The sequence below is a fragment of the Mesorhizobium sp. M0048 genome (assembly GCF_040323405.1).
GTDB lineage: Bacteria > Pseudomonadota > Alphaproteobacteria > Rhizobiales > Rhizobiaceae > Mesorhizobium.
Map to the genome: position 1 here is coordinate 1 of NZ_JAMYUV010000051.1, position 26,262 is coordinate 26,262.

Annotated in this window: 20 protein-coding genes and 4 pseudogenes; 8 read left to right on the top strand and 16 right to left on the bottom strand. The window is 62.1% G+C overall.

From position 1 onward, the window contains the following. A pseudogene (locus NKJ84_RS27515) lies at window positions 1-311 on the top strand (S-(hydroxymethyl)glutathione synthase); the annotation flags it as partial. A gap of 35 nt (window positions 312-346) precedes the next feature. On the opposite strand, the pseudogene NKJ84_RS27520 reads toward NKJ84_RS27515, so the two are convergent. Beyond that, window positions 347-430, bottom strand: a pseudogene (locus NKJ84_RS27520) (transposase); the annotation flags it as partial. Between the two features lie 180 nt (window positions 431-610). On the opposite strand from NKJ84_RS27520, the pseudogene NKJ84_RS27525 reads away from it, so the two are divergent. Then, window positions 611-817, top strand: a pseudogene (locus tag NKJ84_RS27525) (type II toxin-antitoxin system VapC family toxin); the annotation flags it as partial. Between the two features lie 40 nt (window positions 818-857). On the opposite strand, the gene NKJ84_RS27530 reads toward NKJ84_RS27525, so the two are convergent. The 14 genes from NKJ84_RS27530 to NKJ84_RS27595 form a co-directional block, all read right to left on the bottom strand. Beyond that, complete coding sequence (locus NKJ84_RS27530; RefSeq protein WP_352509038.1) at window positions 858-1,688, bottom strand: BtpA/SgcQ family protein; 831 nt, start codon at window positions 1,686-1,688, stop codon at window positions 858-860. Beyond that, window positions 1,685-2,593: a ribokinase gene (locus tag NKJ84_RS27535; RefSeq protein WP_352509039.1), complete on the bottom strand. Its 909-nt coding sequence runs from the start codon at window positions 2,591-2,593 to the stop codon at window positions 1,685-1,687. The genes NKJ84_RS27530 and NKJ84_RS27535 overlap by 4 nt, the downstream gene beginning before the upstream one ends. Before the next feature lie 3 nt (window positions 2,594-2,596). Further along, window positions 2,597-3,367 (bottom strand): glutamine amidotransferase, encoded by a 771-nt coding sequence (locus NKJ84_RS27540; RefSeq protein WP_352509040.1) that lies wholly within the window; start codon window positions 3,365-3,367, stop codon window positions 2,597-2,599. Between the two features lie 18 nt (window positions 3,368-3,385). Then, window positions 3,386-4,483 (bottom strand): phosphotriesterase family protein, encoded by a 1,098-nt coding sequence (locus NKJ84_RS27545; protein WP_352509041.1) that lies wholly within the window; start codon window positions 4,481-4,483, stop codon window positions 3,386-3,388. A 4-nt stretch (window positions 4,484-4,487) separates the two neighbouring features. Beyond that, the gene (locus NKJ84_RS27550) at window positions 4,488-5,492 is read right to left on the bottom strand and encodes an ABC transporter permease (protein ID WP_352509042.1); all 1,005 of its coding nucleotides are present in this window, start codon (window positions 5,490-5,492) and stop codon (window positions 4,488-4,490) included. After that, the gene (locus NKJ84_RS27555) at window positions 5,489-6,286 is read right to left on the bottom strand and encodes an ATP-binding cassette domain-containing protein (protein WP_352509043.1); all 798 of its coding nucleotides are present in this window, start codon (window positions 6,284-6,286) and stop codon (window positions 5,489-5,491) included. Before NKJ84_RS27555 ends, NKJ84_RS27550 begins: the two co-directional genes overlap by 4 nt. A 73-nt stretch (window positions 6,287-6,359) precedes the next feature. Further along, window positions 6,360-7,298, bottom strand: coding sequence for an ABC transporter substrate-binding protein (locus NKJ84_RS27560; RefSeq protein WP_254819828.1), 939 nt, complete (start codon window positions 7,296-7,298; stop codon window positions 6,360-6,362). Window positions 7,299-7,414: 116 nt separating this feature from the next. Further along, window positions 7,415-8,026, bottom strand: coding sequence for a cupin domain-containing protein (locus NKJ84_RS27565; protein ID WP_352480706.1), 612 nt, complete (start codon window positions 8,024-8,026; stop codon window positions 7,415-7,417). 1,386 nt (window positions 8,027-9,412) lie between these two features. Beyond that, window positions 9,413-12,616: an efflux RND transporter permease subunit gene (locus NKJ84_RS27570; RefSeq protein ID WP_352509044.1), complete on the bottom strand. Its 3,204-nt coding sequence runs from the start codon at window positions 12,614-12,616 to the stop codon at window positions 9,413-9,415. Beyond that, window positions 12,613-13,716, bottom strand: coding sequence for an efflux RND transporter periplasmic adaptor subunit (locus NKJ84_RS27575; RefSeq protein WP_352509067.1), 1,104 nt, complete (start codon window positions 13,714-13,716; stop codon window positions 12,613-12,615). Before NKJ84_RS27575 ends, NKJ84_RS27570 begins: the two co-directional genes overlap by 4 nt. A gap of 478 nt (window positions 13,717-14,194) precedes the next feature. Further along, complete coding sequence (locus NKJ84_RS27580; protein ID WP_352509045.1) at window positions 14,195-15,394, bottom strand: mandelate racemase/muconate lactonizing enzyme family protein; 1,200 nt, start codon at window positions 15,392-15,394, stop codon at window positions 14,195-14,197. 17 nt (window positions 15,395-15,411) lie between these two features. Then, complete coding sequence (locus NKJ84_RS27585) at window positions 15,412-16,773, bottom strand: mandelate racemase/muconate lactonizing enzyme family protein (RefSeq protein ID WP_352509046.1); 1,362 nt, start codon at window positions 16,771-16,773, stop codon at window positions 15,412-15,414. Window positions 16,774-16,828: 55 nt separating this feature from the next. After that, the gene (locus tag NKJ84_RS27590; RefSeq protein ID WP_352509047.1) at window positions 16,829-17,995 is read right to left on the bottom strand and encodes a mandelate racemase/muconate lactonizing enzyme family protein; all 1,167 of its coding nucleotides are present in this window, start codon (window positions 17,993-17,995) and stop codon (window positions 16,829-16,831) included. 54 nt (window positions 17,996-18,049) lie between these two features. After that, entirely contained in the window at window positions 18,050-18,760 is a 711-nt protein-coding gene (locus tag NKJ84_RS27595; protein ID WP_352509048.1) for a GntR family transcriptional regulator, read from the bottom strand. 208 nt (window positions 18,761-18,968) lie between these two features. Here NKJ84_RS27595 and NKJ84_RS27600 point away from each other — a divergent pair. The 6 genes and pseudogenes from NKJ84_RS27600 to NKJ84_RS27625 all read left to right on the top strand — a co-directional run bounded on the left by NKJ84_RS27600 (window position 18,969) and on the right by NKJ84_RS27625 (window position 25,438). Then, window positions 18,969-20,448 (top strand): annotated as a pseudogene (locus tag NKJ84_RS27600) (ABC transporter substrate-binding protein). 66 nt (window positions 20,449-20,514) lie between these two features. Continuing rightward, on the top strand, window positions 20,515-21,474 hold the full coding sequence (locus tag NKJ84_RS27605; protein WP_352509049.1) for a carbohydrate ABC transporter permease: 960 nt from the start codon (window positions 20,515-20,517) through the stop codon (window positions 21,472-21,474). Next, entirely contained in the window at window positions 21,471-22,361 is an 891-nt protein-coding gene (locus tag NKJ84_RS27610; RefSeq protein ID WP_352509050.1) for a carbohydrate ABC transporter permease, read from the top strand. The genes NKJ84_RS27605 and NKJ84_RS27610 overlap by 4 nt, the downstream gene beginning before the upstream one ends. A gap of 10 nt (window positions 22,362-22,371) precedes the next feature. Then, on the top strand, window positions 22,372-23,469 hold the full coding sequence (locus NKJ84_RS27615) for an ABC transporter ATP-binding protein (protein WP_352509051.1): 1,098 nt from the start codon (window positions 22,372-22,374) through the stop codon (window positions 23,467-23,469). Window positions 23,470-23,502: 33 nt separating this feature from the next. Further along, window positions 23,503-24,666, top strand: a complete 1,164-nt coding sequence (locus tag NKJ84_RS27620; RefSeq protein ID WP_352509052.1) for a mandelate racemase/muconate lactonizing enzyme family protein — start codon at window positions 23,503-23,505, stop codon at window positions 24,664-24,666. A 22-nt stretch (window positions 24,667-24,688) separates the two neighbouring features. Then, complete coding sequence (locus tag NKJ84_RS27625; protein WP_352509053.1) at window positions 24,689-25,438, top strand: ribonuclease activity regulator RraA; 750 nt, start codon at window positions 24,689-24,691, stop codon at window positions 25,436-25,438. Here NKJ84_RS27625 and NKJ84_RS27630 read toward each other — a convergent pair whose 3' ends face one another. Next, entirely contained in the window at window positions 25,439-26,260 is an 822-nt protein-coding gene (locus NKJ84_RS27630; RefSeq protein WP_352509054.1) for an alpha/beta hydrolase, read from the bottom strand. Between the last annotated feature and the right edge of the window lie 2 nt (window positions 26,261-26,262).

Here is a 26,262-nt window from a genome sequence, read left to right on the forward strand (position 1 = left end):
GCGCGCTGATCCTGCGCCATGCCTGCACCGGCTGCGGCGTCCACATGCACGGCCCGGTCGAGCGCGACCACGCTTTCAAGGGGCTGTCCTTCATCCATCCGGAACGCTTCCAGGAGGATGGCTGGGCGCCTCCGGGCTTCACCGCCTTTGTCTCGTCGATCATCGAGTCCGGTGTCGATCCGAGCCGCATGGATGGTATCCGATCACAGCTGAAGTCGATCGGGCTCGAACCTTATGATTGCCTCAATCCTGGCCTGATGGACTATATCGCCACCTGGACGGCCAAGAGATCGGGCGCGTTGCCGGCCTAGTAGCCGCTCGACTATCATCGATCGAGCCGGGCGACGCCGCCCGGCACGATCACGTGCAGGTGCGGACGGTGGGTCATCGCGGAGCCTTGCCTGTGAAGGACGGCGGTGATGCCGATACGGGGCGCCGAGAGCGTAGCCCTCGACGCCCAAGTTTTCAGGCATTGCCCATTTCAATCGCCTCGACTGCGCCATTGGCCTGCGCCCAGCGCGAAGATCGGCCACGGCTTTTGGTCGAGGGAATGGGCAATTGGATCCCATCCTATCGGCGGAGAGATAGACACTCGAAGATCGAGCATATTAGACTAAGTTTTATGGGCCTGATAGACAATGGTTATCATGAGCTGCCAATGACCGGCGAGCATGCCGTTGCGGTGGAGGGGCTTCCACCCATCCACAAGGACCCCTTCGACCGGATCCTGATTGCTCAATCGATTGTGGAAGGCATCAGATTGCTGACCGTCGACGATCTGGTCGCGCAGTATCCTGGGCCTGTCCGTCGTCTCTGACCGAGGTGGCCCGAGCGGTGGGCTAGGCGGTTGAAGTCAGCTATCGCTTCAGACCACCCATGAACGCCTTTACGCGAGCAGAGTCGACCTGGTTCCACCAGACGCCGTCGTGCTTCAGCGCGCTGGCGATGATGACCCCGTCGACAATGGCGAGGATATCGTTGGCATTGTCCGGCGTCACGCCGCTTCCGACCAGCGTCGGCAGGCCGGCGGCCTGCTTGATCATGCTTATGTAGCCCAAATCCGCGGCGTGGCCGGTGCGCTGGCCGGTGGCGATGATGGCATCGGCATCGAAGAAGACCAGGTCCTTGACCAGTTCCTCCACCGGACGGTCGGCGACGATGGCATGTGCGCCGTGTTTGACATGGGCATCGGCGAAGATGCGGATGCCGTTGGCGCGCAGCCTGGCGCGGTAGCGCGCCGCGCGGCCCGACTCGCCCTCGACAAAACCCTCATTGGCGACATAGGCGTTCGCCCATTGATTGACGCGGACGAAACCGGCGCCGGCAGCGCTGGCGATCGCCAAGGCCGGGATCGCGGCATTGGCCAGCACATTGATGCCGACCGGCCTGCCGAGCTCGCGGCGGATGCGGTCGGAAACGACCGCCATATAGGCCGCCGTCTCCGGCCCGATATCGTCAGGCTTGGCGAAAGGGATGTCGCCATGGTTCTCGACGATGACGCCGTCGCAGCCGCCGTCGAGATAGGCTTTGGCGTCATCGAGCCCGCGCTGGTAGATCACCTCCACGGCCTCGCCGTCATAGCGCGGCGCGCCGGGCAGGGGCGCCAGGTGAACGACGCCGATCACTACCTTGGTGCGGCCGAAAAGGTGCAAGAGTGCGTCGCCGCCGGATTGGCCGATCTGGGTCATGAGAGCTCCATTTGATCGATGAGCACCGCCATCTCGGAGGCGGAAGGACAGGATGCCAGCGTGCCCGGCCGTGTCACGGCGATTGCGGCGGCCGCCAGCGCAAGCTCCAGCGCCGAGGTGACCAACATGCCCCGCGCAAGCCCGCCGGCGAGACAGCCGCAGAACACATCGCCGGCGCCGCTGGTGTCGAGCGCCTCGACCTGCGGGGCCGGCAAACGAAGCGGCTCTTCCTGGCCCGGGCCAAGCACGAGACAGCCTGCGGCGCCGAGCGTGATGATGACGGTGCCTGCACCTTTGGCTACCAGCGCGTCGGCGGCTGCTGTCATGTCATCCCGGCCGGTCAGGGTTTTCGCCTCGGATTGGTTGACAACCAAAAACTCCGCCAGGCCAAGATCGGGAACGGATGCCGCATCGATCGGGCTGGCGTTGAGAACGGTGCGTGCGCCGTTTTCCTTTGCTGCTCTGAGGCAGGCATCGGTCGCGGCGGCACGCAAATTTCCCTGGCAGACGAGGATGTCGCCGGGAGCGATCCAGCGGACAAGTGCTGTTTGCGCCACCGGATCGAACGCTTCGCTGCAGGCAACGCCGCTGACGATGAAATTCTCGCCGCCTCGATCGACGACGATGGTCGAGCGGTCGCTCGGCAGCTCGAATTCGCTGACCTCGAGGTCTGACAGTTCGCTGTCGAGGCGGCTCCTGATCCATGTGCCTTCGCGGTCCTTGCCGAGCGCCGTCCAGAACGTCACCTCTGCACCAGTCCGCGCTGCTGCGACCGCTTGGTTGGCACCCTTGCCGCCGAGCCCGTCGGCATAGCTCACGGCATTCAAAGTCTCGCCCGCGGCAGGGAGGCGGCCGACGCGAAACATGGTATCGATGCAGGCATTGCCGACGACATGGACATGCATGGCTCAGCTCTCGCCGGTCGCCCAGCCCAGCATCTGTTCGAACAGGGTCTTGTAGCCTGGCCAGGCGATGAATTGCGGCGGCAGCCAATGCGGCCCGACATCGGATGTCCAGGCCACGGTGCGGCCCTTGCCGTAATGGCCGGTGACAAGCAGCGGCGGCGAACCATAATCCGACGATACGCTGGCCAGAACTTCCGCATCGTCCTTCAGTGTCACCTCGTTGAAGCCTAGCAGGATCGGCCAGTCCGAACCGAGGCCCCTGAGGATAGGATGGCTCGACCCTGGTTTCGGCACCGGGGCAAAGCCTTCGGGAACCTCGACGCGGTCGTCGTAGGCCAGGCAGTTCACCGGCAGCACGTCCTCGATTGGCGTCTTGCGGTAGCGCGCGCCGCCATTGATGCCCTGGAAGCTGTAATAGCCGCCGAACATCAACAGACCGCCGCCGTCGCTGACGTAATCGCGGAGCAGGCGCAGGCGGTTCGGCGTCGGCTTGGAGTGGACCCAGGTGTCGGGATGCAGCAGCAGCGTGTTGGCGCCAATGTCGGAGAGCACGACCGCGTCATAGGCCGACAGCGCCTCCATCGTCTGAGGAAAGCCGCGCTGCGCCTCATGCGCCGGCATGAAGGTGACGTCGAAATCGGTCGCCTTGAGCGCGCCCAGCAATTCGTCAGCGCCGGTGTGATAGGTGACAGTCGGGAACTGGTCGAAACCCTTGATGTGGGTCGCGGTCGACACCCAGGATTCGCCGGCAAGCAGGATCTTCTTCTTGGACATTTGAACTCCGTCGTAAGTCTAGGCCGCTTGGAGCCGCGCGAACACGCTCTTCGGATTGGCGATCAGCATGCGGTCGATGGCCGCCTGTTCGACGCCATGCCGTTTCAGGCGCGGTATGAAATGCTTCAGGATATAGCCATAGCCGAAGCCGCCGAAGCGCGTCAGCATGATCTTGAGGAACACATCCTGCGACAATAGCAGGCGGTCGCCGAAGCCGGCCTCGACAAGGGCGGCGATGGCGCGTGCGTTCTCCTCGTCGGAGGGCGATTGCGCGTCCTGGTCGGCATAATAATAGTCCATGCCGATCATGTCGTATTCGAGGAACGCGCCGCGCCGGGCGAGGCTTTTCTGGTAAGCGGGATCGTCGTGGCTCGGGTTCATGTGGCAGAGCACGGTGTGGCGGAGATCGGCGCCCTCGGCCTCGACGGTATCGAGCACGTCGTGCGCCAGCCGCTCCCAGCCAGGCAGATGGATCGACAGCGGCACGCCGGTGATGCGCGAAGCGCGCGCCGAAGCTCGCAGCGACTTGCGTTCCTCGGCGGTGAAATCCTTGCTGACGCCGACCTCGCCGATCAGCCCGGCCATGATCGGCGGCTGCGTCTCGCCGCTGCCGACATCGTTGACGATGAACTCGGTCACGGCGTCGACATCCATGGCCTTCAGCCATTCGGGATGGGTATGCTCGAGATAGAACCCGGTGCCCATGACGATCTTGAGGCCGGACATGCGGCTAATGCGGGCGAGCTTTTCGGGGTCACGGCCGATGCCGATGTTGGTGGCGTCGACGACGGTGTGGCCGCCCAGCGCGCGATAGCGCTGCAGTTCCGACAGCGCCAGGTCGGCGTCGTCGAGCGAGACATTGTCTCGGTTGACGTAAGGGTTCATGCGCAATTCGCCGATGATCTCGATGTTCACCGGCTGCTCGGCGATCGCCATGTCATCGGGATGGCAGGGGCATTTCCAGCTGCGCGCGCCGTCGAGCAATATGTGCTCGTGCATCAGCGTTATCCCCATCTCCTCGACCGGAACCTGGCCGAGCACGGTCATCACTTGGCCGGTTTCGACCCCAATTGGCAACCGCTGCCTGGGCGCTGCGTCATCGAACAGACCACTCATCGGCTCAACGGCTCCGCACGGCGCCGCGGAACAGGCGGAAGTTGAGCCAGATGGCGATCAGGATGATCGTTCCGGTGACGATCGGCGTCAGGAAGGGCGACAGATGCGCCAGGATCAGGCCGTTGCCGATGACGGCCACGGTCAGCGCGCCGAGCACCGTGCCGATGATCGTTCCACGGCCGCCGAACAGGCTGGTGCCGCCGAGCACGACGGCGGCGATGACTTCCAGCTCGAAACCCTGTCCGGCATTTGAAGATCCCGATCCAAGCCGGGCAGCAATGATGATGCCGGCAAGGGCCGCCGCGGTGGCGGAAATCACATAGACGAAGAGCGTCGTCTGCCGCGTGTTGACGCCGGCACGCCGCACCGCCTCGGCGTTGGCGCCGATGCCGGTGACATAGCGGCCGAACGGCGTCTCGTTGAAGGCGAGATAGGCGATGGCCAGGATCGCCAGCGCGATCAGCGCCGGCACCGGCACGCCAAGAAACCAGGCGCGGCCCAGCACGGTGAAAGCGCTTCCGGGCTCGATGGGGATGGAATAGCCGCCTGTGATCAGCAGCGCCACGCCCCGGATCACCGAAAGCCCGGCAAGCGTGACAATGAAGGACGGGATGCCCTCATAGGCGACGAAATAGCCCTGCACCGCGCCAAGCAGGGCACCGAGCGCGAGCATGACGAGGATAACGACTGGCCACGGCAGGCCAAACTGCAAAAGTGTCGCCGACAGCGTCGCCACCAGCGCCAGCACGGAGCCGACCGAAAGATCGATGCCGCCGGTGGTGATGACGAAAGTCATTGCCGCGGCAACGATCAGCAGCGGCGCCGACTGCCGCAGGATGTTCAACAGATTGGGCGATGTCAGAAACGCGTCGGTCGCAACCGAGAAGATGATGGAGACGACCAGAAAGAACAGCGCGATCGAGACGACACTGCCATTGGCGAGGAGCGCATCGCGCCAGGTGCCCTTGCGTACACGTGAGGGCTGGGCGGCGTGGATCGCGTCGCTCATGCCGGCGCTCCACCGCGGTAGCCGTTGGTGGCGGAACGCGCATTGAACTTGCGGCCGACGATCAGATTGACCACGTCCTCGATGTTGGTCTCGCCGATCAGCCGCTCGGCTACGCTGCGCCCTTCGTACATGACCTGGATGCGGTCGCAGACGAGGAACAGATCCTGCAGCCTATGGGTGATCAAAATGACGCTGACACCGCGCGCACTGACCGCACGGATCAGTTCGAGCACCGCCTCGACTTCGGCCACGGCAAGCGCTGCCGTCGGCTCGTCCATGATCAGCACGGCCGGCTCGAACGAGGCGGCACGGCCGATCGCGATCGACTGGCGCTGCCCGCCGGAGAGGTTTTCGACCTTGAGTCGCGTGTCGGCAATGACGATACCGAGCCGATCGAGCATCTGGCGCGTCTCTTCATGCATGCGCTTCTTGTCGAGAAAGGAAATACCTGCGATGCGGCGACGCGGCTCGCGGCCGAGAAACAGATTGCCGGCGACGTCGACCGTGTCGCACAGCGACAGGTCCTGGTAGACCATCTCGACGCGCGCCGCACGCGCGTCCGCCGGCGAGCTGAAGATCACCGGCTTGCCGTCGATCTCGATGGTGCCGGCGTCGGGAACTACGGCTCCCGACAGCACCTTGCTCAATGTCGATTTGCCGGCGCCATTGTCGCCGACCAGCCCCAGCACCTCGCCCGGCTTCAGCGTCAGCGATACGTCATCGAGCGTCTGGATGGCGTTGTAGCGCTTTGAGATGCCGCTCATCCGCACCCGATAGGTCTGGCCACTGCTCATCTGGGATTCCACGCGATTGCAGTCATCCGCGGCGCAGCCTCAGACGGCGCCGCGGCCCGGTCGCCAACGCAGTTTACTTGAACATCGCGCGGTATTGGTCGACATTCTTCTTGGTCACGATCGTCACCGGGATGTTGATGATCGGATCGATTTTCTCGCCCTTCTTGAGCTTGCCCAGCGCTTCGACCGCAGCCTTGCCTTCGCCTGCCGGATCCTGCTGCACGACCGCGACCACCCAGCCGTCGTCGATGCCCTGAACGGCCTGCTTGGTCAGATCCCAGCCGAACACCTTGACGTCGCCAGTGCGGCCCTGGCTGGTCACGGCCGAAACTGCGCCGAGCAAGGCTGGTTCGCCGGTTGCATAGAGCGAGTTCATGTCCGGATTGGCAGTCATCAGGTTTTCCGAAGCGCTCAACGCGGTCTCCTGAACGTTCTGGCCGTCGACCGTGTCGAGGAAGGTGACGGCCTGGCCGCTTTCGGTCACCGCCTTCTTGAAGCCGTCGAGCCGCTGGTTCTGGATGAATGAATTGAGTGCGCCGACGATACCGATCTTGGCCTTGCCCCCCATCTCGGTCTTCACATAGTCGGCGTAGAATTTGCCGATGTCCTCGCCGGCCTTGGTGTTGTCGACGCCGATGAACGAAATATTGTCGCCGTCGGGGATCTGCGCGTCGATGGCTATGACGGGAATGCCGGCCGCCTTGGCTGCGGTGATCGCAGGCTTGACGCCGTTGACGTCGATGGCGACTAGAATGATGCCGTCGACTTTCTGCGTGATGTAGTTCTCGATCGCGTCGTTCTGCGCGCTCGGCACATTATTCGCGTTGAAGATGACCAGCTTGGCGCCGGCGGCGTCGGCTGCCTTTTGCGCGCCCTCGTTGATCTGGTTGAAGAACAGGGCCTGCTGGTTGATGTTGACGAGAGCGAACGTATCGGCAAGCGCCGAGCCCATGGCTGCCGAGCCCATGGCAACGGCGGCGGCACAGCCGGCGAGAAGTTTGAACAGACGCATTTCGGTTCCCCTTGCTTGCGGACCAGACCTAGGCCGGTCCCGTTGGTGCTACAGGCACGAAGCAAGCATTCAAGAGACTTGAATATTTGTCAATCCAAATGAACGCCGAGCGTTGCTCAGAAAGTCGCCGGCGTATTGACCCAGAAAATGCTGGCGCGTTCCTCGCCGATGTTGCGGTAATGATGCGGCAGCTCCGACCTGAACACGAAGGCATCGCCCGTGGCGAGAGCATGGCTCTTGCCATCGACGATCAGTTCGATCCGCCCGGCGAGCACATAGCCGACTTCCTCGCCGGAATGCTGGATCGGACCTTCGCTCGAGCCCTCCGCCTCGATGTGATGGATGTTGCATTGTAAGAGGTGGCCAGGCGAATATGGAATGATGCGTTCGAGCGAAATTCCTTCGCCGCGCCGTAGCGCGTCGAGCGCAATCAAAGGCCTTGCGCCCGCCCGGAATACGATCGCCTCGTCGTCGTCGACTTGCTCGAACATCCAGCCGATGTTGGTGTCGAGAACCTCGACCAGACGGTGAAGCATGGGCAGGGACGGCGAAGCCTTACCGTTCTCGATCTTGGACAGCAGGCTTTCCGAGCAATTCGCAGCCGCGGCCAACGTCTTCAGCGTCATGCCGCGTGTCTGGCGGGCGAGACGCAGCCGAGTTCCAAGTCTCGCGGCATTTACGGTGGCGTCCGTTTCTGACTCTGGCCGCCGTCGATCGATCTTGTTCATCTGTTCGCCAACCATTCAACGGTCAAGGGCAACTATCGCGCGAGCAAAAGACCTCGGCCGACGATTTGCAAGTGCTGATGCGTCAAATTCGAGACTTCAGCCGCAGCTGCCGCATCCGGCGAATGCCGCTCCCGCATGAACCGTGCTGATGATCCCGCGCCAGTTATCCCCTGTCGCTTGCCTGTCCATCGTGGTCGAAATCGCCAGCCGTTACTGCGTTTGCGTCACGTGGCGAGTGGACTTGGGACGACAATGCGTGCAAGGCGGGCCACGTAGCCAATCTTACACAACCACGGCCGCGCCGACACGATAAAATCTGGACTGTCACCGAATTGCGGAGCGCGCCCAGAAGTCACCCGCGGCAGCGCCCCATGGAGTTACGCCCAGGGCGCGCAGGCTCTCGATAGCCGCGACGTATCCAATGAAATCCCTGGGGTAGTCGCGAGCTTGAGCTTCGGCAATTTTGAAGAAAGTTCAACAGAATTAATGGACTGGCACTTTGCTTATGTAAGTTGCGGAAGCGGCGCGCGGTTAATGATTTAGAAGTATAGATACATCTACACGAGGTGCGAAGAAGCAACGCCAATACAGCTGATTGGTTACAGCATATTTATTTTCGCAGATATGGTATTGCCCGTCGGGGGATTCCTGTACACGGTCCCGTGGGATGGTGAAATTATGCGGCAAATAAGTGTAACCACCGTCTACCCTGGACCGCACCGAAGACCGAGGTATGGCGCGGCAATCTGAACCGCCGCAGCACTTGAATTTGGTCTGCGGGTCAATCTTATCTTCGTACCAATCATGGGCGTTAGCGGCTGTAGCGGCGGCGATACACATCGCCGTGAAGATGAGCCTTCGCATGGCATTCCTCAAGCATCTGGCAGGCGCTGCTCGTTGGGGTTTCCATGTATATTAGCGTTTCATTGAAAATGCCATTGGCCTCCGACCGACTAACGCAGCTCCAGCCAGTAGCGCCCGCAACGGAAGACCGCGTCGCGTCACGTCAGGACGACACTTGCGCCGAACAAAGGTCTGCTCTTGTCGCTCCGGGTTTGAAAGCCGACCATCTGCTCTGCGCCTCAATCTCGGCCGCAGAGATCAGCTTCTCCGCCTCCTGAAAACAGACATCGCAAGCGAGGACTCCGGAGGTCGCGGTTGCGCCCTTAAGCCCCGCCTGGCCGACCAGATAGAAGATCGCATTGGCCTCGCGGCCCGGCATCGTCTCGCTGAACTAGATGCGGCTGTTGGGCTGGATTGCTGGCTCAGACCGAGCAAGGGTCTCCGCTGTACCTCGACGCCGAAGTCGCGCAGATCGTGGCCGTTGCCGCGCCGCGCCGATTTTCTGGAGTGGTAAGCCGCGCCCGACGCGGCGAATTCGTAACCCTACTCGGCGGCCGTCTCCGCTGGCGCCCCTGCCGGCCCCGAAGGCTCGGCCTCGGCACGGGGCTTGCGCCGCGAAAACAACGACCTGAGCGTGACGTAGAACACCGGCGTCAGGAACAGGCCGACGAAGGTGACGCCGAGCATGCCGGAGAATACCGCGGTGCCGAGCGACTGGCGCATTTCTGCGCCCGGGCCCTTTGCGATCATCAGCGGCACGACGCCGAGGATGAACGAGAAGGCGGTCATCAGGATCGGCCGCAGCCTGAGCCGGCAGGCTTCGACGGCAGCTTCGGCGGCCGACAGCCCGCGTTCCTGCGCCTGCCGCGCGAATTCGACGATCAGGATCGCGTTCTTGGCGGCAAGCCCGATTAGCACGATGAGGCCGATCTGCACGAGGATGTTGTTGTCCAGCCCTCGGAACGACACGCCGAGCAACGCCGCGAGCACGCCGAGCGGCACCACCAGCACAATGGCGAACGGCAGCACCAAGCTTTCATATTGCGCCGCCAGCGCCAGGAACACGAAGAGCACCGAAAGTCCGAAGATATAGAGAGCGGCATTGCCTGTGTTGCGCTCCTGATAGGCGAGCTCGGTCCATTCATAGGAGGTACCGGCCGGCAGCGTCTTTGCCGTGATCCCTTCCATCAATGCCAGCGCGTCGCCTGTGGAAACGCCGGGCGCGGCGTTGCCCTGCAGCGGCACCGAGACGTACATGTTGTAGCGCTGGACCAACGCCGGGCCGGTGGCGTCGCGGATCTCGACCAACGTGCCGAGCGGAACCAGCGCGCCGGTCGCCGAGCGCACCTTCAGTTTCAAGATGTCGGCGCGATCTATGCGGAACGCCTGGTCGGCCTGCGCCCGCACCTGGTAGACGCGCCCGAAAGCGTTGAAGTCGTTGACGTAGGCGGTGCCCAAATTGATCGACAGCGTCTCGAAGATGTTGGGGATAGGCACGTTCAGGATGCGCGCCTTGTCGCGATCGATCGCCAGGAAGAATTGCGGGCTCGACGCGGAGAAGGTGGTGAACACGCCCGTCAGCCCCGGCGTCTTGTTGGCCTTGCCGGCGATTTCGTAGGCAAGCGCCAGGACCTGTCGCATGTCGGCGCTGTTGCGCTCCTGGATCTGCAGCTTGAAGCCGCCGGCATTGCCGACGCCGCGGATCGGCGGCGGCGGCAGTGCGATAATGAAGGCTTCCTTGATGCTTTGCAGGCTGCCGAACAGATTGCCGATGACCTGGGTTGCCGACTGGTCGGCTTTCAGTCGCTCGTCAAACGGCTTGAACCTGGCGAAGATCACGCCCGCATTGCTGGCGTTGGTGAAGGTCGCGCCGGAGAAGCCGGCGAAGGCGACTGCGTAGTCGACGCCTGGCGTTTTCTGGATGATCTGCGACGCCTGCTGGATGACCGCATCGGTCCTCGACAGCGAAGCGCCGTCCGGCAACTGGACGACGACGATCGCATAGCCCTGGTCAAGCGACGGAATGAAACCGCGCGGCACCGCCTGCACCATGTAGACCGTGGCGTAGATGAGGCCCGCGAAAACGGCCAGCATGGCGGCGATCGTTATCCACGAGCCGATCAGCACGCGGATGATGCTCGAATACCAGTGGGCGACCCTGTCGAAGCCGCGATTGAAGCCGTCGGCGAGCGCCCGTCCGAACCGCGCCAGGAAAAAGCGCGGCGGCGCCGCCGCGGCGTGGTGCGGCTTGAACAGCAGTGCGGCCAGCGCCGGCGAAAGCGTCAGCGAATTGAATGCCGAGATCGCCGTCGACACCGCGATGGTGATCGCAAACTGCAGATAGAACTGCCCAGAAATGCCGGGGATGAAGGCTGTCGGTACGAACACGGCTATCAGCACCAGCGAGATCGCGATGACCGCGGTTCCGACTTCGTCCATGGTCAGGTGCGACGCCGGATTGGGCGCCAGCCCTCTGGCGATATTGCGCTCGACGTTCTCGACCACGACGATCGCATCGTCGACGACGATGCCGATCGCCAGAACGAGGCCGAACAGCGTCAGCATGTTGAGCGAGAAGCCGGCGGCGTAAAGCACCGCCAGCGTGCCGATCAGCGACACGGGGATCGCCACGATCGGCACGATCGCCATGCGCCACGATTGCAGGAAGACGATGATGACGATGATGACCAGCAGCATCGCCTCTAGGATTGTCTTGTAGACCTCCCGGATCGACTCGGCGACGAACTCGGTCGGATTGTAGACGATGTCGTAGCTCAACCCCTTCGGGAAGTCGCGGGAAAGCTCCTTCATCTTGTCCTGGATTTCCGCGGCTGCGGCAAGCGCATTGGTGCCCGGCCGCTGGAAGATGGCGAGCGCCACCGCCGGTTTGCCGTTGAGATAGGAGTTGGTGACGTAATCCTTGGCGCCGAGCTCGATGCGCGCCACGTCCTGCAGCGAGATCAGGCGGCCGTCGTCGGTCGATTTGACGATCACGTATCGGAAGTCGCGTGCGTCGTTGAAGCGGCCTTGCGTGGTGACCGTGTACTGGAACGCCGTGCCGGTGCTGGTCGGCGGCGCGCCGATCGCGCCACCCGACACCTGGACGTTCTGGTCGCGCAGCGCCTGCACCACATCGCCCGAGGTCATCCCCAGGGCGGACAGTTTTTCCGGATCGAGCCAAATGCGCAGCGAATATTCGCGTTCGCCGAAGATGATGAGGTCGCCGACGCCGTCGAGTCTGAGCAGTATGTCGCGCACCCGCGAGCGGGCGTAGTTCGAGACGTAGAGCTGGTCGTAGGTATTGTCGGGCGACAGCATGTGCACGACCATCATCAGGTCGGGCGAGCTCTTGGTGGTGGTGATGCCGAGGCGTCGGACTTCTTCGGGCAGGCGCGGCTCGGCGACCGACACGCGGTTCTGCACCAGCACCTGCGCCTGGTCGAGATCGGTGCCCAGCTTGAATGTGATGGTCAGCGCCATCGCCCCGTCGCCCGACGAATAGGACGACATGTAGAGCATGCCCTCGACGCCGTTGATCTCCTGCTCGATCGGCGTTGCCACCGTCGCTGCGACCGTCTCGGCGTCGGCGCCCGGATACTGCGCGCGAACGACGATGGTCGGCGGCGCGATCTCGGGATATTGCGCGACCGGCAGCTGGGTATAAGCAATCCCGCCGAGGATCAGCAGGACGACCGAAACGACCGATGCGAAGATCGGACGGTCGACGAAGAAATGTGCGAACCTCATTGCTGCAACTCGGCGATCTCGGCCTTGGGCGGCAACGTCACCATCTCGACCTTCACCTTGGTGCCGGGCCTGGCGTGCATCAGCCCGTTGACGATGATCGTCTCGTTGCCGGTCAGGCCCCCGCGGATCACCCGGTAGCCGTCAAGAAGCGGGCCGGTGCGCACGGGCTTCGCCGACACCATCCCGGCCTCATCCACCAGGAACACGATGCGGCGATCCTGATCGGCGCCGATCGCCTCGTCGGGCACCAGCACGCCGCTATGCGGCAGCGACCCCGGCACGTTGATGCGCCCGAACATGCCTGGCTGGAGAATGCCGTCGGCGTTGGGAAACCTTGCACGCACCCGCATGGTGCCGGTCGCGTTGTCGATCCGGTTCTCGGCAAAATCGAGCTTGCCTTTGAATACCGCCTCCGTGCGGTCGGCGACGCGAACCACTACCTCGAGCCCGCCGGCGCCTTCCTGCATGCTGCCGCCGCGCTCCTTCGCGTCGCGGGCGTAGCTGAAATACAGGCGCTCATCGACGTCGAAATAGAAATCAATCGGATCGCGCGTAACGATGGTCGTCAGCAAGGTGGAATCCGGCTGCACGAGGTTGCCGACCGACACCAGCCGGCGGTCGATGCGGCCGGACAAGGGCGCCTTGATCTCGGTGAATTCCATGTTCAGGCTAGCCGTCGTCAGCGCAGCTGTCGCGCCCTGCATCTGCGCCTGCGCCGAAAGGTATTCCCGCCGGCGGTCGTCGAGCGTCGCGGTTGAGATATTGCCGGTCTTGGCGAGTTCGTCGGCGCGATCCAGCTGCATCTTGGAGAATTCGAGCAGACTCTTGGCGACGTCCACTTGCGACTTGGCGGCATCATAAGCCGCCTGGTACGGACGCTGGTCGATGGTGAAGAGCAGGTCTCCCTTGTTGACCAGTGCGCCGTCCTGGAAGCTGACCTTGTCCAGATAGCCGCTGACGCGCGAACGGATGGCGACCTGGTCGACGGCTTCGAAGCGCCCGACGAACTCGTCGTCTTCGACGATTTCACGGACCACCGGCTTGGCCGCCGTCACCACGGGTAGTTGCTGGTCCTGCGCAAACGCAGTGCTGAAAGCCATGCCGAGCAGGAATGTCGCCGATACGGCGGCGCGGGCAAGCCAGTCGGCCGATCGACGGGCTCGCCCGCCCGCGTCGCGATGCAATTTCCCATTCTCTAGGGTGTCCATTTGCGTCCCCGCTCGCTGGACCCGGAGGCCGGTTGATCCGCTTCTACGTTCAGGCTACTCGTCGAAATCAGAGCACTGCAGTGTTGTGCATGACAAGATGATCATTTTCCATGTGGGCTGAAATGTCCACCCTGTGGCTGCCCCGCCACCCGCGACTGGCGACGCAGATCCACCGGGCGATCCGGGATGCCATTGAGACGGGGAGCGGCTAGACCTGGGAGCAGACTTTGGTCCCGTCGGGCTGAACGTCCGCAATCGGTCTTCAAACGTTAAAGCCGCCATTCCGCTATCGGGCCCGAAACGGTCATTCCGGATGCCAATTTGCGAGATTTTCAGTTCGCGCGGTGCAGGGTGGCGCAAGAAGGATGGTTCAGTCGAAGAAGCCCGCATCCTCTTCCCGGAGATACTTCCTGGCTGCTTCGGCGTCGATATCGAGGCCCAGCCCCGGCGCTTCCAGCAGGTCCACCATGCTGTCCTTCACGATCTGCGACGGCAGGCCGATTACGAGGTCCTCCCACCAGGGGTCGGAGGCGCTCGGGTATTCAAACGCGATGTAGTTGGCGGGCAGGGTGGCGCAGACATTGATCAGCGCGCCGAGACCTAGAAGGCCGTTCGCGGTGCCGTGCGGTGCCATCAGGATCGAGTGCATATAGGCGTGCTCGGCGACCCATTTGAGCTCGGCAATGCCGCCAATATCGGCCGGATCGGGGCCGATGACGCGCACCGCCTGCGTTTCGATCAGCTCCTTGAAATTGTGCCGCAGATAGATCTGCTCGCCGGTATGGATTGGCGTCGAGGTGGAGGTGGTCAGCTCCCGATAGGCCTGCGGATTGACCCACGGCACATAGTCGCCGGTCAGCATGTCCTCGAGCCACATCAAATTGTACTTCTCGACCGCGCGAGCGAACTTGATCGCATCGGGCAACATCCAGCCAGGGCCGCAGTCGAGCGCCAGGCTGACCTTGTCGCCCATCACTTCCTTCATCGCGATCACGCAGTCGAGCATGTGGTTGAAACCGCGCTCGCTGATCACGCCCTGATCCATGTCACCGTGATAGCCAGCCTTCTTCTGCGTCACGCCATAATGGAAGCCCTCGACGGTGTCCTTCATGTTGGAGTGGAACGAGATCCCTTGCTTGATCATGAAGAAGTTCTGCGGCTGCTCCATCATCCATTTCACGTCAGCGGAGTAATCCTCCGGCCGGTCCCCCGTTCGCTTCTGGCGGATCGAGCCGTTGTAGACGCGCACCTTGTCGCGCACCTTGCCGCCGAGCAGTTTGTAGGCCGGCACGCCTGCGGCCTTGCCGGCTATGTCCCACAGCGCATGCTCGATAGCGCTTACCGCCGCGCCATAGGGCTTGAAAGAGCCGCGTTGGCGGATCTTCAGCATCACCCGCTCGACGTCGGTCGGCTCCTCGCCGATCAGCGCCTCGCGGAAATGCAGCACCCAGGGTTTGAGGTAGGTCTTGGTGAACTCGACTTCCCCAAGGCCATAGAGGCCCTCGTCGGTAACGATGCGGACGATGGGATGTTTGCCGATGACGGCGCAGCGGAGGTCGGTGATCTTCATCTTCGGTTCTTTTCGCCTCAGCTCCAGGTGCGGTCCCAGGAATACTCGTTGTCCCAATGATCCGTGGGCTGCCAGATGCCGGTGACACCTGGCTGCAGATGCTGCGAGATCACCTCGTCGACGACGTCGTCAATCCCCAGGCCAGGTTTGTCCGGAACAGTGATAAAGCCGTCCTTCACGAGCGGCTTGGGAACGCCGGTGACGATATCGTCCCACCAGTCGACATCGGCAGAGTGGTATTCGAGCGCCATGAAGTTTTCGGTCGCGGTCGCGACATGTGCCGCGGCCATTGCGGCGACTGGACTTTCGGCCATATGGATGGTCATTGCGACGCCGTGGTCCTGCGCCATGTCGCCGATCTTCTTGGTCTCGAGGATGCCCCCGCTGGTGAGCAGGTCCGGGTGGACAATGGAGAGGCCGCCGCTCTTGAGCAGGGGCTCGAAGCCCTCCTTAAGGTAGATGTCCTCGCCGGTGCAGATCGGCACCGTGGTGGCGGCCTGCAGTTGCCGGTACTGCTCGGTGTACTGCCATGGGATCACATCCTCGAGCCAGGCCGGCACGTATTTTTCAATCCGCCTGGCGAGCCGAATTCCGTTCTGCAGCGAGATGTGGCCGACGTGGTCAATGGCGAGCGGAATATCCATGCCGATCACATCGCGAACCTCGGCAATGTACTGCTCAAGCAGGTCGAGGCCCTTGTCGGAAAAGTGGAGGCCGGTAAACGGATGGGGGACGTTGTGCAAATCGTAGGCGGCATTGCGGGCGCGTCGCTCTTCAAGGGTCTTGACCGGGCCGCGGCCGGGATGGACGCGGTACCCTTCAAGTGAGCCGGCAGGAGACACGACCGCACCGGGTACATCCGCGATCTGCATCAGCCCCAGATCCATCTTGAGGAAGGTGAAGCCGAGCGCCATGCGCTGCTTGAGGCGCTTGCCGGTCTCGGTGCCGCTCGGCACGGTAGCGTCGGTGTCGCAATAAACGCGAACCTTCTCCCGAAACCGGCCGCCGAGCATCTGGTAGACGGGCACGCCGTAGGCCTTGCCGGCGAGATCCCACAACGCAATTTCGACCGCCGAGACGCCGCCGCCTTGCCGGCCGTGGCCACCGAACTGCTTGATCCGGCGAAACAGGCGGTCGATGTCGCAAGGGTTCTCGCCAAGCAGCCGGCTCTTCAGCATCAGCGCGTAGGTGGCACTGGCGCCGTCGCGCACCTCGCCAAGCCCGACGATGCCCTGGTTGGTGTAGATCTTGAGCAGGGTCGAGGTGAACGGCGCGCCGACGATTTCGGCTATCCGCATGTCGGTGATGCGAAGCTGGGATGGCTTGGAGTTCGCGTTTACCCGATTGAGCGCTTCGTCGGCGCCACCTGTCTTTGCCATGACTTATCCTCGTTTCGGCTTGTCGCCCCGCACCCGGCGCCGGCACAGAGTGTTGCTAGCCCAGCTCGATCTCGTGGGCCTGCAGGTAGTCGCGGTCCATCTCAATACCGAGACCAGGCTTCGACGTCAGCTTGAGGCTGCCATTCGAAATGTCGAGTGGTCTGTCGATCAGGTGATCGTATTTGCCCAGGTTCCACTCCGACGTTTCGAGTTTGTAGAAGTTGGGAACAGTCATCATCACCTGCGCTCCCGCAACCACGTTGATTGGTCCCGCGGCGTCATGTGGCGAGATCGGCACGTAGTAGGCTTCGCACAGCGCAGAAATTTTTTTGAGTTCGGTAATGCCGCCGGTCCAGGTAACGTCGGGCATGATGTAGTCGGCGAGCCTGTTCTCAAGCACCGGCACGAAATCCCATTTCGTGTGGCCGCGCTCGCCCCATGAGATAGCGGTATTGACCTTCTCACGCACCTGTTTGAGCGCGTTAAGGCTCTCGGGCGGGCAGGGCTCCTCAAACCAGTCGATCTGGCCGGCCTCCTCGAGACTCCGACAGAGGCGAATGGCGGTGGGGACGTCGAAGCGGCCATGCGCATCGATGAGAATGTCGATATCGGGTCCTGCCGTTTCGCGGATCAGAGCCGTGAGCTCGGCGGCTTCGCGCTCGTCCTTGCGGGTCATGCTGCCATCGAGGTAGCCGTCCCGCTGTTCGCGGGGCAGGCCATCGGCGCTGCGGCCCTGGTGGGGGTAGGGATCGAACTTGAGCGCAGTGTGTCCGGACTCGACAATGTCTAGAATTTCGCGGACCACAGCCTCCTTGCTGGTGAATTTGGCCTGGTTGGGATGGGTGTAGAGCGCGATCTCCTCGCGTACCGGCCCGCCCAGCAGCTCGTAAATCGGCTTGCCGAGGACTTTGCCCCTGATGTCCCAGAGGGCTATGTCGATAGCGCTCACGCATTCGACGGCGGCGCCGCGGCTTCCCATGTAGGTGAAGCTGCGGAAGATCTTGTGCCAGAGATGCTCGATGCGCGCCGGATCCTCGCCTGTCACGGCGACGCCGATCTGCCGCAGGATCGTGCAGAGAGCGCGGTTGGCGAGCCTTGTCGTGGTGGTGATCTCTCCCCAGCCACTCACTCCCTCGTCGGTCGTCACTTCGACGAACAGGAACTCTCCCCAGTAAGAAGCATCGGACTTGATCAGCCACGGCCGGATGCTCGTGATTTTCATCTCAACTACCTTTGCCTGAAAATAGTCAGCTAACGATGTTCTGGACTGGACATTCTATCCGGCCCGAGCGGCGTTGCGCGCTCGCATCTGTTCCAGAATATGCCGGCCCGAACCCTCGACATGGCGGGAAACGAGTTCGGCCGCCTTGTCGGCCTCTCCCGCCTTCACAAGCGCGATGAGTTCGCGGTGCTCGCGCATGATCGCGGCACGTCGCGCCAGCGTGAAGTTGAAACGACGGCTCACGGCTCGCAGCACTTCGCGATGCTTCCACCAAAGCTCGGCGGCGTGGCGGTTGTAGTGCCGTTGGTACATCACGGTGTGGAAAGCGGTATCCAGCTCACTATGCCTGAATGTGTCGGCGAAATTGTTCTCTTCGATCAGGCCCTGGAGACGTTCGAGTTCGGCGATGTCCTCGCCGGTAGCCATGTTCACAAACCATCGTGTCAGGGCTGGCTCGATCAGAACACCGATCTCGTAGATATCCCGGACAAAATCCTGATCTATGGGTCGGACACGCGCCCCGCGGTTGGCGACAAAGGTGACAAATCCTTCGCCGCGCAACAACTGCAGGGCCTCGCGCACAGGATTGGTCGAAGTGCCGTGACGCCGGGCGAGATCGGTGACGACAAGCCGTTCGTTGGGGGCGAGCCGTCCCTCGATGATGTCTTCCCGGATCAATTCATAAAGCGAGGCGCCCTCGCTGGAGGCTCCGATAGGATCGGTCCCCACCGGGGGCATCGCTTTGAAATCGCTTGTTTCGGCCAAGGCCGGCTCCCCATTTTAATACATACCTTGCCCGATATCACACACGGCTTTCGCAAACAATGTACGATTCTGCGCGTTGACAGGCAATCCATGATCTGAAAACGTACCAAGCGATCGAGCGGATACACTGATCTGAAAGAAGCATCCTCGCGATCGAAACGAGCAAGGACCGCTTTAGGGCGGCATGGGAGAACCAGGGAGGATACCTATGACGAGAATTGCCCTCGGCAGTGCCGTCCTGCGCGGCACTGTCGCCACTGCTTTGATCGCATCCCTGACGTCTACATCGGCGCTGGGTGCACCGCCGGTCGACCTGAGCAAGTGGTCGCCGGAATATGTGCGCTCGATTGCGGGCACACAGGATTTTGACACGGCGGCCGATTGCGCCAAGGTCACCCCCCCTCGATTACAAGGGGCGACTGACTTTCTGGTATCAGGGCGTGTTCGAGGGCGACCCCGACCTCCTGCGCCAGTACTACAAGGATTTCTTCGAGACCTTCCGCAAAACCTATCCGAACATCCAGCTCGAGGAACAAGCCCTCACCTATAACGATCTTCTCGACAAGTTCCGCACCGCGCTCCTGGGCAATGCCGCGCCGATGGCGGTCCGCCTGCAAATCCTGGGTGGCACCGAGTTCGCCTCAAAGGGGTATCTGCAGCCGCTCAAGCCAGAGGACGTGGGGTATTCGACCGAGGATTTCTGGCCCGGCGCCATGAAGGCCGTGACCTGGGAGGGCGTGACTTACGGCATTCCGACCAACAATGAGACGATGGCGTTCATCTGGAACGCCGACATCTTCAAGCGTGCCGGCCTCGATCCGAACAATCCGCCGGCAACGTGGGACGACGTGGTCAAGTATTCCAAGCAGATCCACGATAAGCTCGGCCTTGCCGGATATGGCCTCGTGGCTCGCAAGAATGCCGGCAATACGCCGTACCGCTTCATGCCACAGCTATGGGCCTATGGCGGCGGCGTCTTCGACGAAGCGACGCCGAATCCAACCTATGAGCAGGTCCAGCTCGATAGCCCGCAAAGCAAGGCAGCGCTGCAAGCCTCCTACGACATGTATGTTCGCGACAAGTCGGTTCCGGTTTCGGCACTCACCAACCAGCAGGCCGATAATCAGCCCCTGTTCGTCGCCGGCCAGCTCGGTATGATGATCTCGCACCCGTCCGATTACAACGTGATGCTCGACCTGCAGAAAAAGGCGACGGGCACCGACAAGGACAAGGCGCAGACGGTCATCGACAACATGCGCTACGGCCTGATCCCGACCGGCCCCGACGGCAAGCGCGCCGTCGTGTTCGGCGGCTCGAACATTCACATCCTGAAGCCCGAATATGTCGAGGGCGGCAAGGTGGACGAGCCGGCTGCAAAGGCCATCATCTGCATGTGGACGAGCCCCGAATGGTCGCTGAAAATGGCCTACGCCGGCTCGAATCCGGGCAACCTCAACGGCTTCAAGACCAAGTGGATGAAGGAACGTCTGGACAACATCAAGTTCCTCGATGTCACGACGTCGATGCTGCCATACGGCATCCCGTTCCCAGCGCTGCCGCAGGCCCCCGAGATCATGAACATCATCATCCCGGACATGCTGCAGAACGCCCTGACCGGAGCGATGACCGTCGACCAGGCAGCGGACGACGCAGCCAAGAGGGTGAGAGAGCTGATGGGCGGACTCTAGCCCAGACCTGACCGGCTGGGCCGATGGTCCAGCCGGTTCGTTCCGAAGAATAAGGGCACGCCACAAGTGACGATCGTGACCGGCAAGGCCGAGGCTCGCCGAAGATTGCAACCCGGTACCGCCGGCGCGCTGCGGAAGATCTGGCAGCATCGCGCGGACTACGCGTACGTGCTCCCGGCGATCGCGGTGATGCTCATCGTCATCGCCTATCCGATCTACTACACGGTCGAGCTGTCGTTCTTTAAGACACCGCCTGGCCTGCAGCTCCGCGATAAGACCTTCATCGGCTTCGACAACTACACGACCATCCTCACCAGTCAGGTGTTCTGGAAAGTCACCTGGAACACTTTGATCTGGACACTGGGGTCAACTTTCATCTCCTTTGTTCTGGGGTTTGCCACAGCGCTGGCGCTCCACCGCGACTTCATCGGCCGTGGCGTCTTGCGCGCTGTCCTGATCATCCCTTGGGTCATCAGTGCCGTCGCCGCCTCCTACATCTGGAAGTGGATCTACCATTCGGACTTCGGAATCATCGGCGCGGTGCTGGTTGGCCTCGGATTGGCCGACCAGCCGCCGAATTTCATCGACAATGTCAGCACGGTGCTGCCCTCCCTGATCGTCGTCAATATCTGGCGCGAGTTTCCGTTCGCCATGATCATGATGATGGCCGGCCTGCAGACAGTCCCCGACCAGTTGCTGCGCGCCGCAAAAGTCGACGGTGCCAATGCATGGCAGCGCTTTTGGCACGTCACCTTCCCGCACTTGCGCAACGTCTCGGTGGTGACGATGCTGCTGCTCGCGGTGGCCAACTTCAATTCCTTCATCATCCCCTGGATCATGACCGGCGGCGGGCCGTCGAATGCATCGCATATCTGGATAACCCATATTTATGAGCTCGCCTTCGGACGGCAGCGCTGGGGCGTGGCATCGGCCTATTCGGTGCTCCTGTTCCTCACACTGATGACGCTGGGCTACTTCTACGTCCGTGCGTTAAGCGGCAACGAGCGGAAAGAGGGGAGCGCATGAGCACGATTGCCGAGACAGCCCCTCGAGCCCAGGCCCGTCGCCGCATGCGCGTCGACGGATGGCGGTGGGCCGGGCGCATATTCCTCGTGTTCATGCTGCTTTATACCGCGTTGCCGATGATCTGGATGCTGATCACCTCGATCAAGTCCGGATTCGCGGCGACACAATTCCCGCCGCAATGGTGGCCGGACGAACCTACCCTCGCCAGCTACCAGAAACTGCTCGATCCGCAGAACAGCGTCGGCCAGGACTTCCTCCGCTTCTTCTGGAACAGCCTTTTCGTGTCGACCGTCACGACAATTCTTTCGGTGATCGTGGCTGTCCCTGCGGCCTACGCGTTTTCGCGCTTCAGTTTCCCCGGCCGGAATTTCCTGTTCTTTGCCGTGCTGCTGCGCAATATGTTCCCGGCGGTGATCTTTCTCGTGCCACTCTTCATCCTGATGCGCGCCATCGGTCTGATAAACACGCACGGCTCGCTGATCCTCACCTATCTCACCTTCGGCCTGCCGCTGGCGATCTGGCTGCTCAAGGGCTTTTACGACAACATCCCGGTGCAGCTTGAGCAGGCGGCGCGCATTGATGGCGCCACACGGTTCCAGGCCTTCATCATGATCGTGATGCCGCTCTCGACGCCGGGGATTATCGCCACCGCAATCTATTCCTTCATCGGCGCGTGGAACGAGTACATCTACGCCTACACCTTCCTCTCCAAGAACGAGCAGTTGACGCTGCCGGTCGGCATCCAACGCTTCTTCTCGGAAAATACGACGGACTTTCCGGGCCTGATGGCGGCGAGCTTCATGATGAGCGTGCCCGTCGTGGTGCTGTTCCTGGTCCTGCAACGATACTTTGTACGCGCCCTTACAGAAGGCGCGGTCAAGCACTAGGGAGTTGCCGATGGCCCACGTGGTCCTCCAAGATCTCGTCAAGAGCTATGGCAGCTTCAAAGCTGTCAACCACGTCTCACTGACGGTCAATGACGGCGAGTTCGTTGCGCTCGTCGGCCCTTCAGGCTGCGGCAAGACAACCACGCTCAATCTCGTCGCCGGGCTGACCCCGATCTCATCGGGCGACATCATCATCGGCGAGCGGGTGGTCAACGACCTCGACCCCAAGGACCGGGACATCGCAATGGTGTTCCAGAACTACGCGCTCTACCCGCAGAAATCGGTCTACAAGAACCTGGCGTTCCCGCTTCAAATGCGCAAACTCCCCAGGGACGAGATCGACAAGAAGGTCAAGGAAGCGGCGCGAGTGCTCGACATGACGCATCTGCTCGAGCGCAAGCCGCGCGAACTTTCGGGCGGACAGCAGCAGCGTGTGGCCCTTGGCCGTGCCCTCGTTCGCGACCCCGCCGTGTTCCTCATGGACGAGCCACTGTCTAACCTCGATGCCAAACTGCGCGTGCAGATGCGGTCGGAGATCAAGCGTTTCCACCAGGACCTCAAGGCGACGATCATCTATGTGACGCACGACCAGCTCGAAGCCGTGACCATGGCTGACAAGATGGCGGTGATGAATGGCGGCTACCTGCAGCAATACGATTCACCGGCGCAGGTCTTTGCCCATCCGGTGAACATGTTCGTGGCCAGCTTCATCGGCAGCCCGGCGATGAGCCTTATTCCGCTAGAGGCCTCGATGGCAAACGGCAACACGGTGTTGACCGGCGCCGAGGGCTGGCGCCTTGAGCTCTCAGCGCGCAATGCCCAGAAGGTGGCGAAAGCGACGACCCGGAAAGTCGTGCTCGGCGCACGTCACTCGACGATCAAGCTCCACAAGAGTGCGGTACCAGGCAGCGTCCCTGCCAAGGCCTATACGGTGGAGCCGACCGGCGACGTCACCTTCGTTCAGGCGTTCCTGTCCGGCGCCATCGTCAACGTCAGCGTGCCGCCGAACATTGCCGTCGCGCCCGACGAGCAGATCTGGCTCGAGTTCGACCAGGAGCGGATGCATCTGTTCGACGGCGAAACTGAAATGGCCCTCAAGGCCAACTGAGATAGGGCGAATGCGCGTGAAACGTGGGCGTGGATGACTGAGAAGCTTAAGATCACCGCGATCAAGCCCTATCCGGTGTGGGTAGGAACCCGCAATCAGATGCTCGTCAAGATCGAGACCGACCAAGGCATCTTCGGCTGGGGCGAGAGCGGCTTGAGCGGTCGCGAGAGGGCCGTGGCCGGCGCGGTCGAGCACTATCGCGAGTTTCTCATCGGCCGCGACCCGATGCAGATCGGGCGGATCTGGCAGGAGGTTTACCGCAGCCAGTACTTCGAAGGCGGGCGAGTCCTTCAGGCGGCGATTTCCGCCATCGACATCGCCCTTCACGACATCAAGGGCAAGGCGCTGGGCGTGCCGGTCTATGAGCTGCTGGGCGGCAAGCAGCGCGACCGCATCCCCACCTTCGCCTCGACCGGCGACGAGGCCGAAGGCGATGTTGCCATCGAACGGGCGCGCGAGCTTCGCGCACAGGGGTGGCAGGCAATCCGCTTCTTCCCTTTCGGGCAAAACAGCAAGGACATCTTCGAGCCGCGCGAGTCCATCGGCGCTACCGCGAGTATGCTGAACAAGGCGCGCGAGGCGCTGGGCGGCGACGTGGTCCTCGGTCTCGACTATCATCATCGGCTGTCGGTGGCAGAGGCGGCGAGCTTCTGCAACAAGCTCGGCCGCGGCGTGCTTGATTTCCTCGAGGAGCCGATACGGGCCGAGACGCCGGAGGCCTATGAATCACTGCGCACGATGACCGACATCCCCTTTGCCATCGGCGAGGAATTTGCCAGCAAGTGGCAGTTCCTGCCCTACATCGAGCGCGGCATCCATCAGTTCAACCGGATCGATGTCTGCAATGTCGGCGGGCTCACCGAGGCGATGAAAATCGCTGGCTGGAGCGAGGCGCATTATGTGGACCTGATGCCGCACAATCCGCTTGGTCCAGTGTGCACGGCCGCGACCGTGCATCTCGCTGCAGCGGTACCCAACTTCGCGTGGCTCGAGACCAGGGCGCCCGAAACGAAGCTGGGCTTCGACAATTCCGACTTCTTCCCCGTGCAACCACGGCTCGACGGGACCGATTACCCGGTCGGCGATCTGCCGGGGCTCGGCGTCGAGGTCAACGAAGTTGCGGTCCAGGCGCAAAGTCTGCGTTTCTGGGAAGCGCCTCACCTTAGGCGCCGCGACGGTTCTGTTACGAACTGGTAGTTCCATTCAATCGGAGTCCACAATGACGCATACTTCCGACATCATGCGGCCGCCTAAAGACCTGATCGACGCGCTAAGGGAGATCGGCGCCGCGACGGTGGCCGGCACGCTTGGCCACATGGGCTTCCGCAATCCGCACATGGTCGGTCCGGTGGCGCAAAACCACGGGAAATCGATCGTCGGGCCGGCGTTGACGCTGCAGTTCCTGCCGCAGCGGCCGGACCTCTTCACCGAGGGAGAATATGCCGATCCGGAGACGCAACTGCACCGGCACGTGCTCTATCACGCGCAGGAGGGCGATGTGGTCGTGGTCGACGCGCGCGGCGACATGAGCTCGGGCGTCTTCGGCGATATGATGTCGACCTATTTCAAGGGCAGGGGCGGGGCGGGTATCGTCATCGACGGATGCATGCGCGACCGACCCAATGTCGAAAAGCTCGACCTGCCCCTATGGCTGCGCGGCTGGACGCCAAACTATCATGTGCAGACCAGCATCTATCCCAATGCCGTCAACGTCCCGATTGCCTGCGGCGGTGTCACGGTGATCCCCGGCGACATCATCGTCGCCGACGACGACGGCGTGGTGGTGCTTCCCGTCGTAATGGCCCCGAAGGTGATCGAAGAATCACAGAAGCATCACGATTGGGAGGAGTTCTCGCGAGCGAAGCTCATGGAGGGCGGGCCGTTGCAACGCTACTATCCGTTGCATGACGATGCCCGCGGGGAGTACGAGGAGTGGCGCAAAACAAACCGCCCCGAGAACCCGAGTTAGTCAGCAGGCCTTGGCGATCAGTTTTGCCAGGCAATCGGCAGCCTCAGTCCCCGGCACGCCAAGATCTCTTACACTGTCCATGTGGTTGCGGTTCGGGAGCACATGCGACGTTACCAACGATCCCTGCCGCAGCAAGCTTGCTTTGAATCGATCGGCTTGCTGATGGAAGGGTGGCGTCTCATTGGCTCCGACCAGAACCGTCGTCCTGGTTTGACGATCATGCCGATAGGCCAGAGGTGTGAACGTGGCGACTTCCTCGTCGGTTATTCCAATCTCGTTGGCGAGAAAGGAATCCTGGAGCGGCTTCAAATCGTAGAGCCCGCTCAACAGAAGGGCTGCCCTCACATTCGAGGGGGTATGCTCTCCCTCGAACAGAAACGTTGCAAGATGTGCTCCTGCCGAATGACCACTGACGGTCAGGACCATCGGGTTTCCACCATGATCGGCGATGTTGGCCAGGACCCACTGCTTGGCGCTGCGCACCTGGTCGACGATCGTCGCCATTCTGACCTTGGGCATCAGAGCGTAATCAAGAATGACGGCAATAGCCCCGGCCTGGGTAATCGTCGTCGCCATGTATGAATAATCGCGCTTGGAGAACATTCTCCAGTAGCCGCCGTGGACAAAGATGTGCACTGGCAGGGCCGTTCTTTTGCACGCGGGAAAGAACAGGTCCATGGTTTCGGTCGGATCCGGTCCGTAGGCCACGTCAGCGGTCATCGCAATAGTGGCGCGGGCGGCTTCGCTGCGATCAATGAAGTCCTGCACGATTTCGTCAAAATCCGCGACGTGGTCGCGTATACGAAAGGGATCGCCTTGCATTC

Bases quoted from the DNA above. Each gene is read 5' to 3' on its own strand.
- NKJ84_RS27580 (WP_352509045.1), bottom strand. From the start codon at position 15,394: ATGAAGATCACCGACCTCCGCTGCGCCGTCATCGGCAAACATCCCATC.
- NKJ84_RS27590 (WP_352509047.1), bottom strand. From the start codon at position 17,995: ATGAAAATCACGAGCATCCGGCCGTGGCTGATCAAGTCCGATGCTTCT.
- NKJ84_RS27630 (WP_352509054.1), bottom strand. From the start codon at position 26,260: ATGCAAGGCGATCCCTTTCGTATACGCGACCACGTCGCGGATTTTGAC.
- NKJ84_RS27585 (WP_352509046.1), bottom strand. From the start codon at position 16,773: ATGGCAAAGACAGGTGGCGCCGACGAAGCGCTCAATCGGGTAAACGCG.
- NKJ84_RS27545 (WP_352509041.1), bottom strand. From the start codon at position 4,483: ATGAGTGGTCTGTTCGATGACGCAGCGCCCAGGCAGCGGTTGCCAATT.
- NKJ84_RS27570 (WP_352509044.1), bottom strand. From the start codon at position 12,616: ATGAGGTTCGCACATTTCTTCGTCGACCGTCCGATCTTCGCATCGGTC.
- NKJ84_RS27565 (WP_352480706.1), bottom strand. From the start codon at position 8,026: ATGAACAAGATCGATCGACGGCGGCCAGAGTCAGAAACGGACGCCACC.
- NKJ84_RS27540 (WP_352509040.1), bottom strand. From the start codon at position 3,367: ATGTCCAAGAAGAAGATCCTGCTTGCCGGCGAATCCTGGGTGTCGACC.
- NKJ84_RS27550 (WP_352509042.1), bottom strand. From the start codon at position 5,492: ATGAGCGACGCGATCCACGCCGCCCAGCCCTCACGTGTACGCAAGGGC.
- NKJ84_RS27575 (WP_352509067.1), bottom strand. From the start codon at position 13,716: ATGGCTTTCAGCACTGCGTTTGCGCAGGACCAGCAACTACCCGTGGTG.
- NKJ84_RS27625 (WP_352509053.1), top strand. From the start codon at position 24,689: ATGACGCATACTTCCGACATCATGCGGCCGCCTAAAGACCTGATCGAC.
- NKJ84_RS27555 (WP_352509043.1), bottom strand. From the start codon at position 6,286: ATGAGCAGTGGCCAGACCTATCGGGTGCGGATGAGCGGCATCTCAAAG.
- NKJ84_RS27620 (WP_352509052.1), top strand. From the start codon at position 23,503: ATGACTGAGAAGCTTAAGATCACCGCGATCAAGCCCTATCCGGTGTGG.
- NKJ84_RS27560 (WP_254819828.1), bottom strand. From the start codon at position 7,298: ATGCGTCTGTTCAAACTTCTCGCCGGCTGTGCCGCCGCCGTTGCCATG.
- NKJ84_RS27615 (WP_352509051.1), top strand. From the start codon at position 22,372: ATGGCCCACGTGGTCCTCCAAGATCTCGTCAAGAGCTATGGCAGCTTC.
- NKJ84_RS27535 (WP_352509039.1), bottom strand. From the start codon at position 2,593: ATGCATGTCCATGTCGTCGGCAATGCCTGCATCGATACCATGTTTCGC.
- NKJ84_RS27530 (WP_352509038.1), bottom strand. From the start codon at position 1,688: ATGACCCAGATCGGCCAATCCGGCGGCGACGCACTCTTGCACCTTTTC.
- NKJ84_RS27610 (WP_352509050.1), top strand. From the start codon at position 21,471: ATGAGCACGATTGCCGAGACAGCCCCTCGAGCCCAGGCCCGTCGCCGC.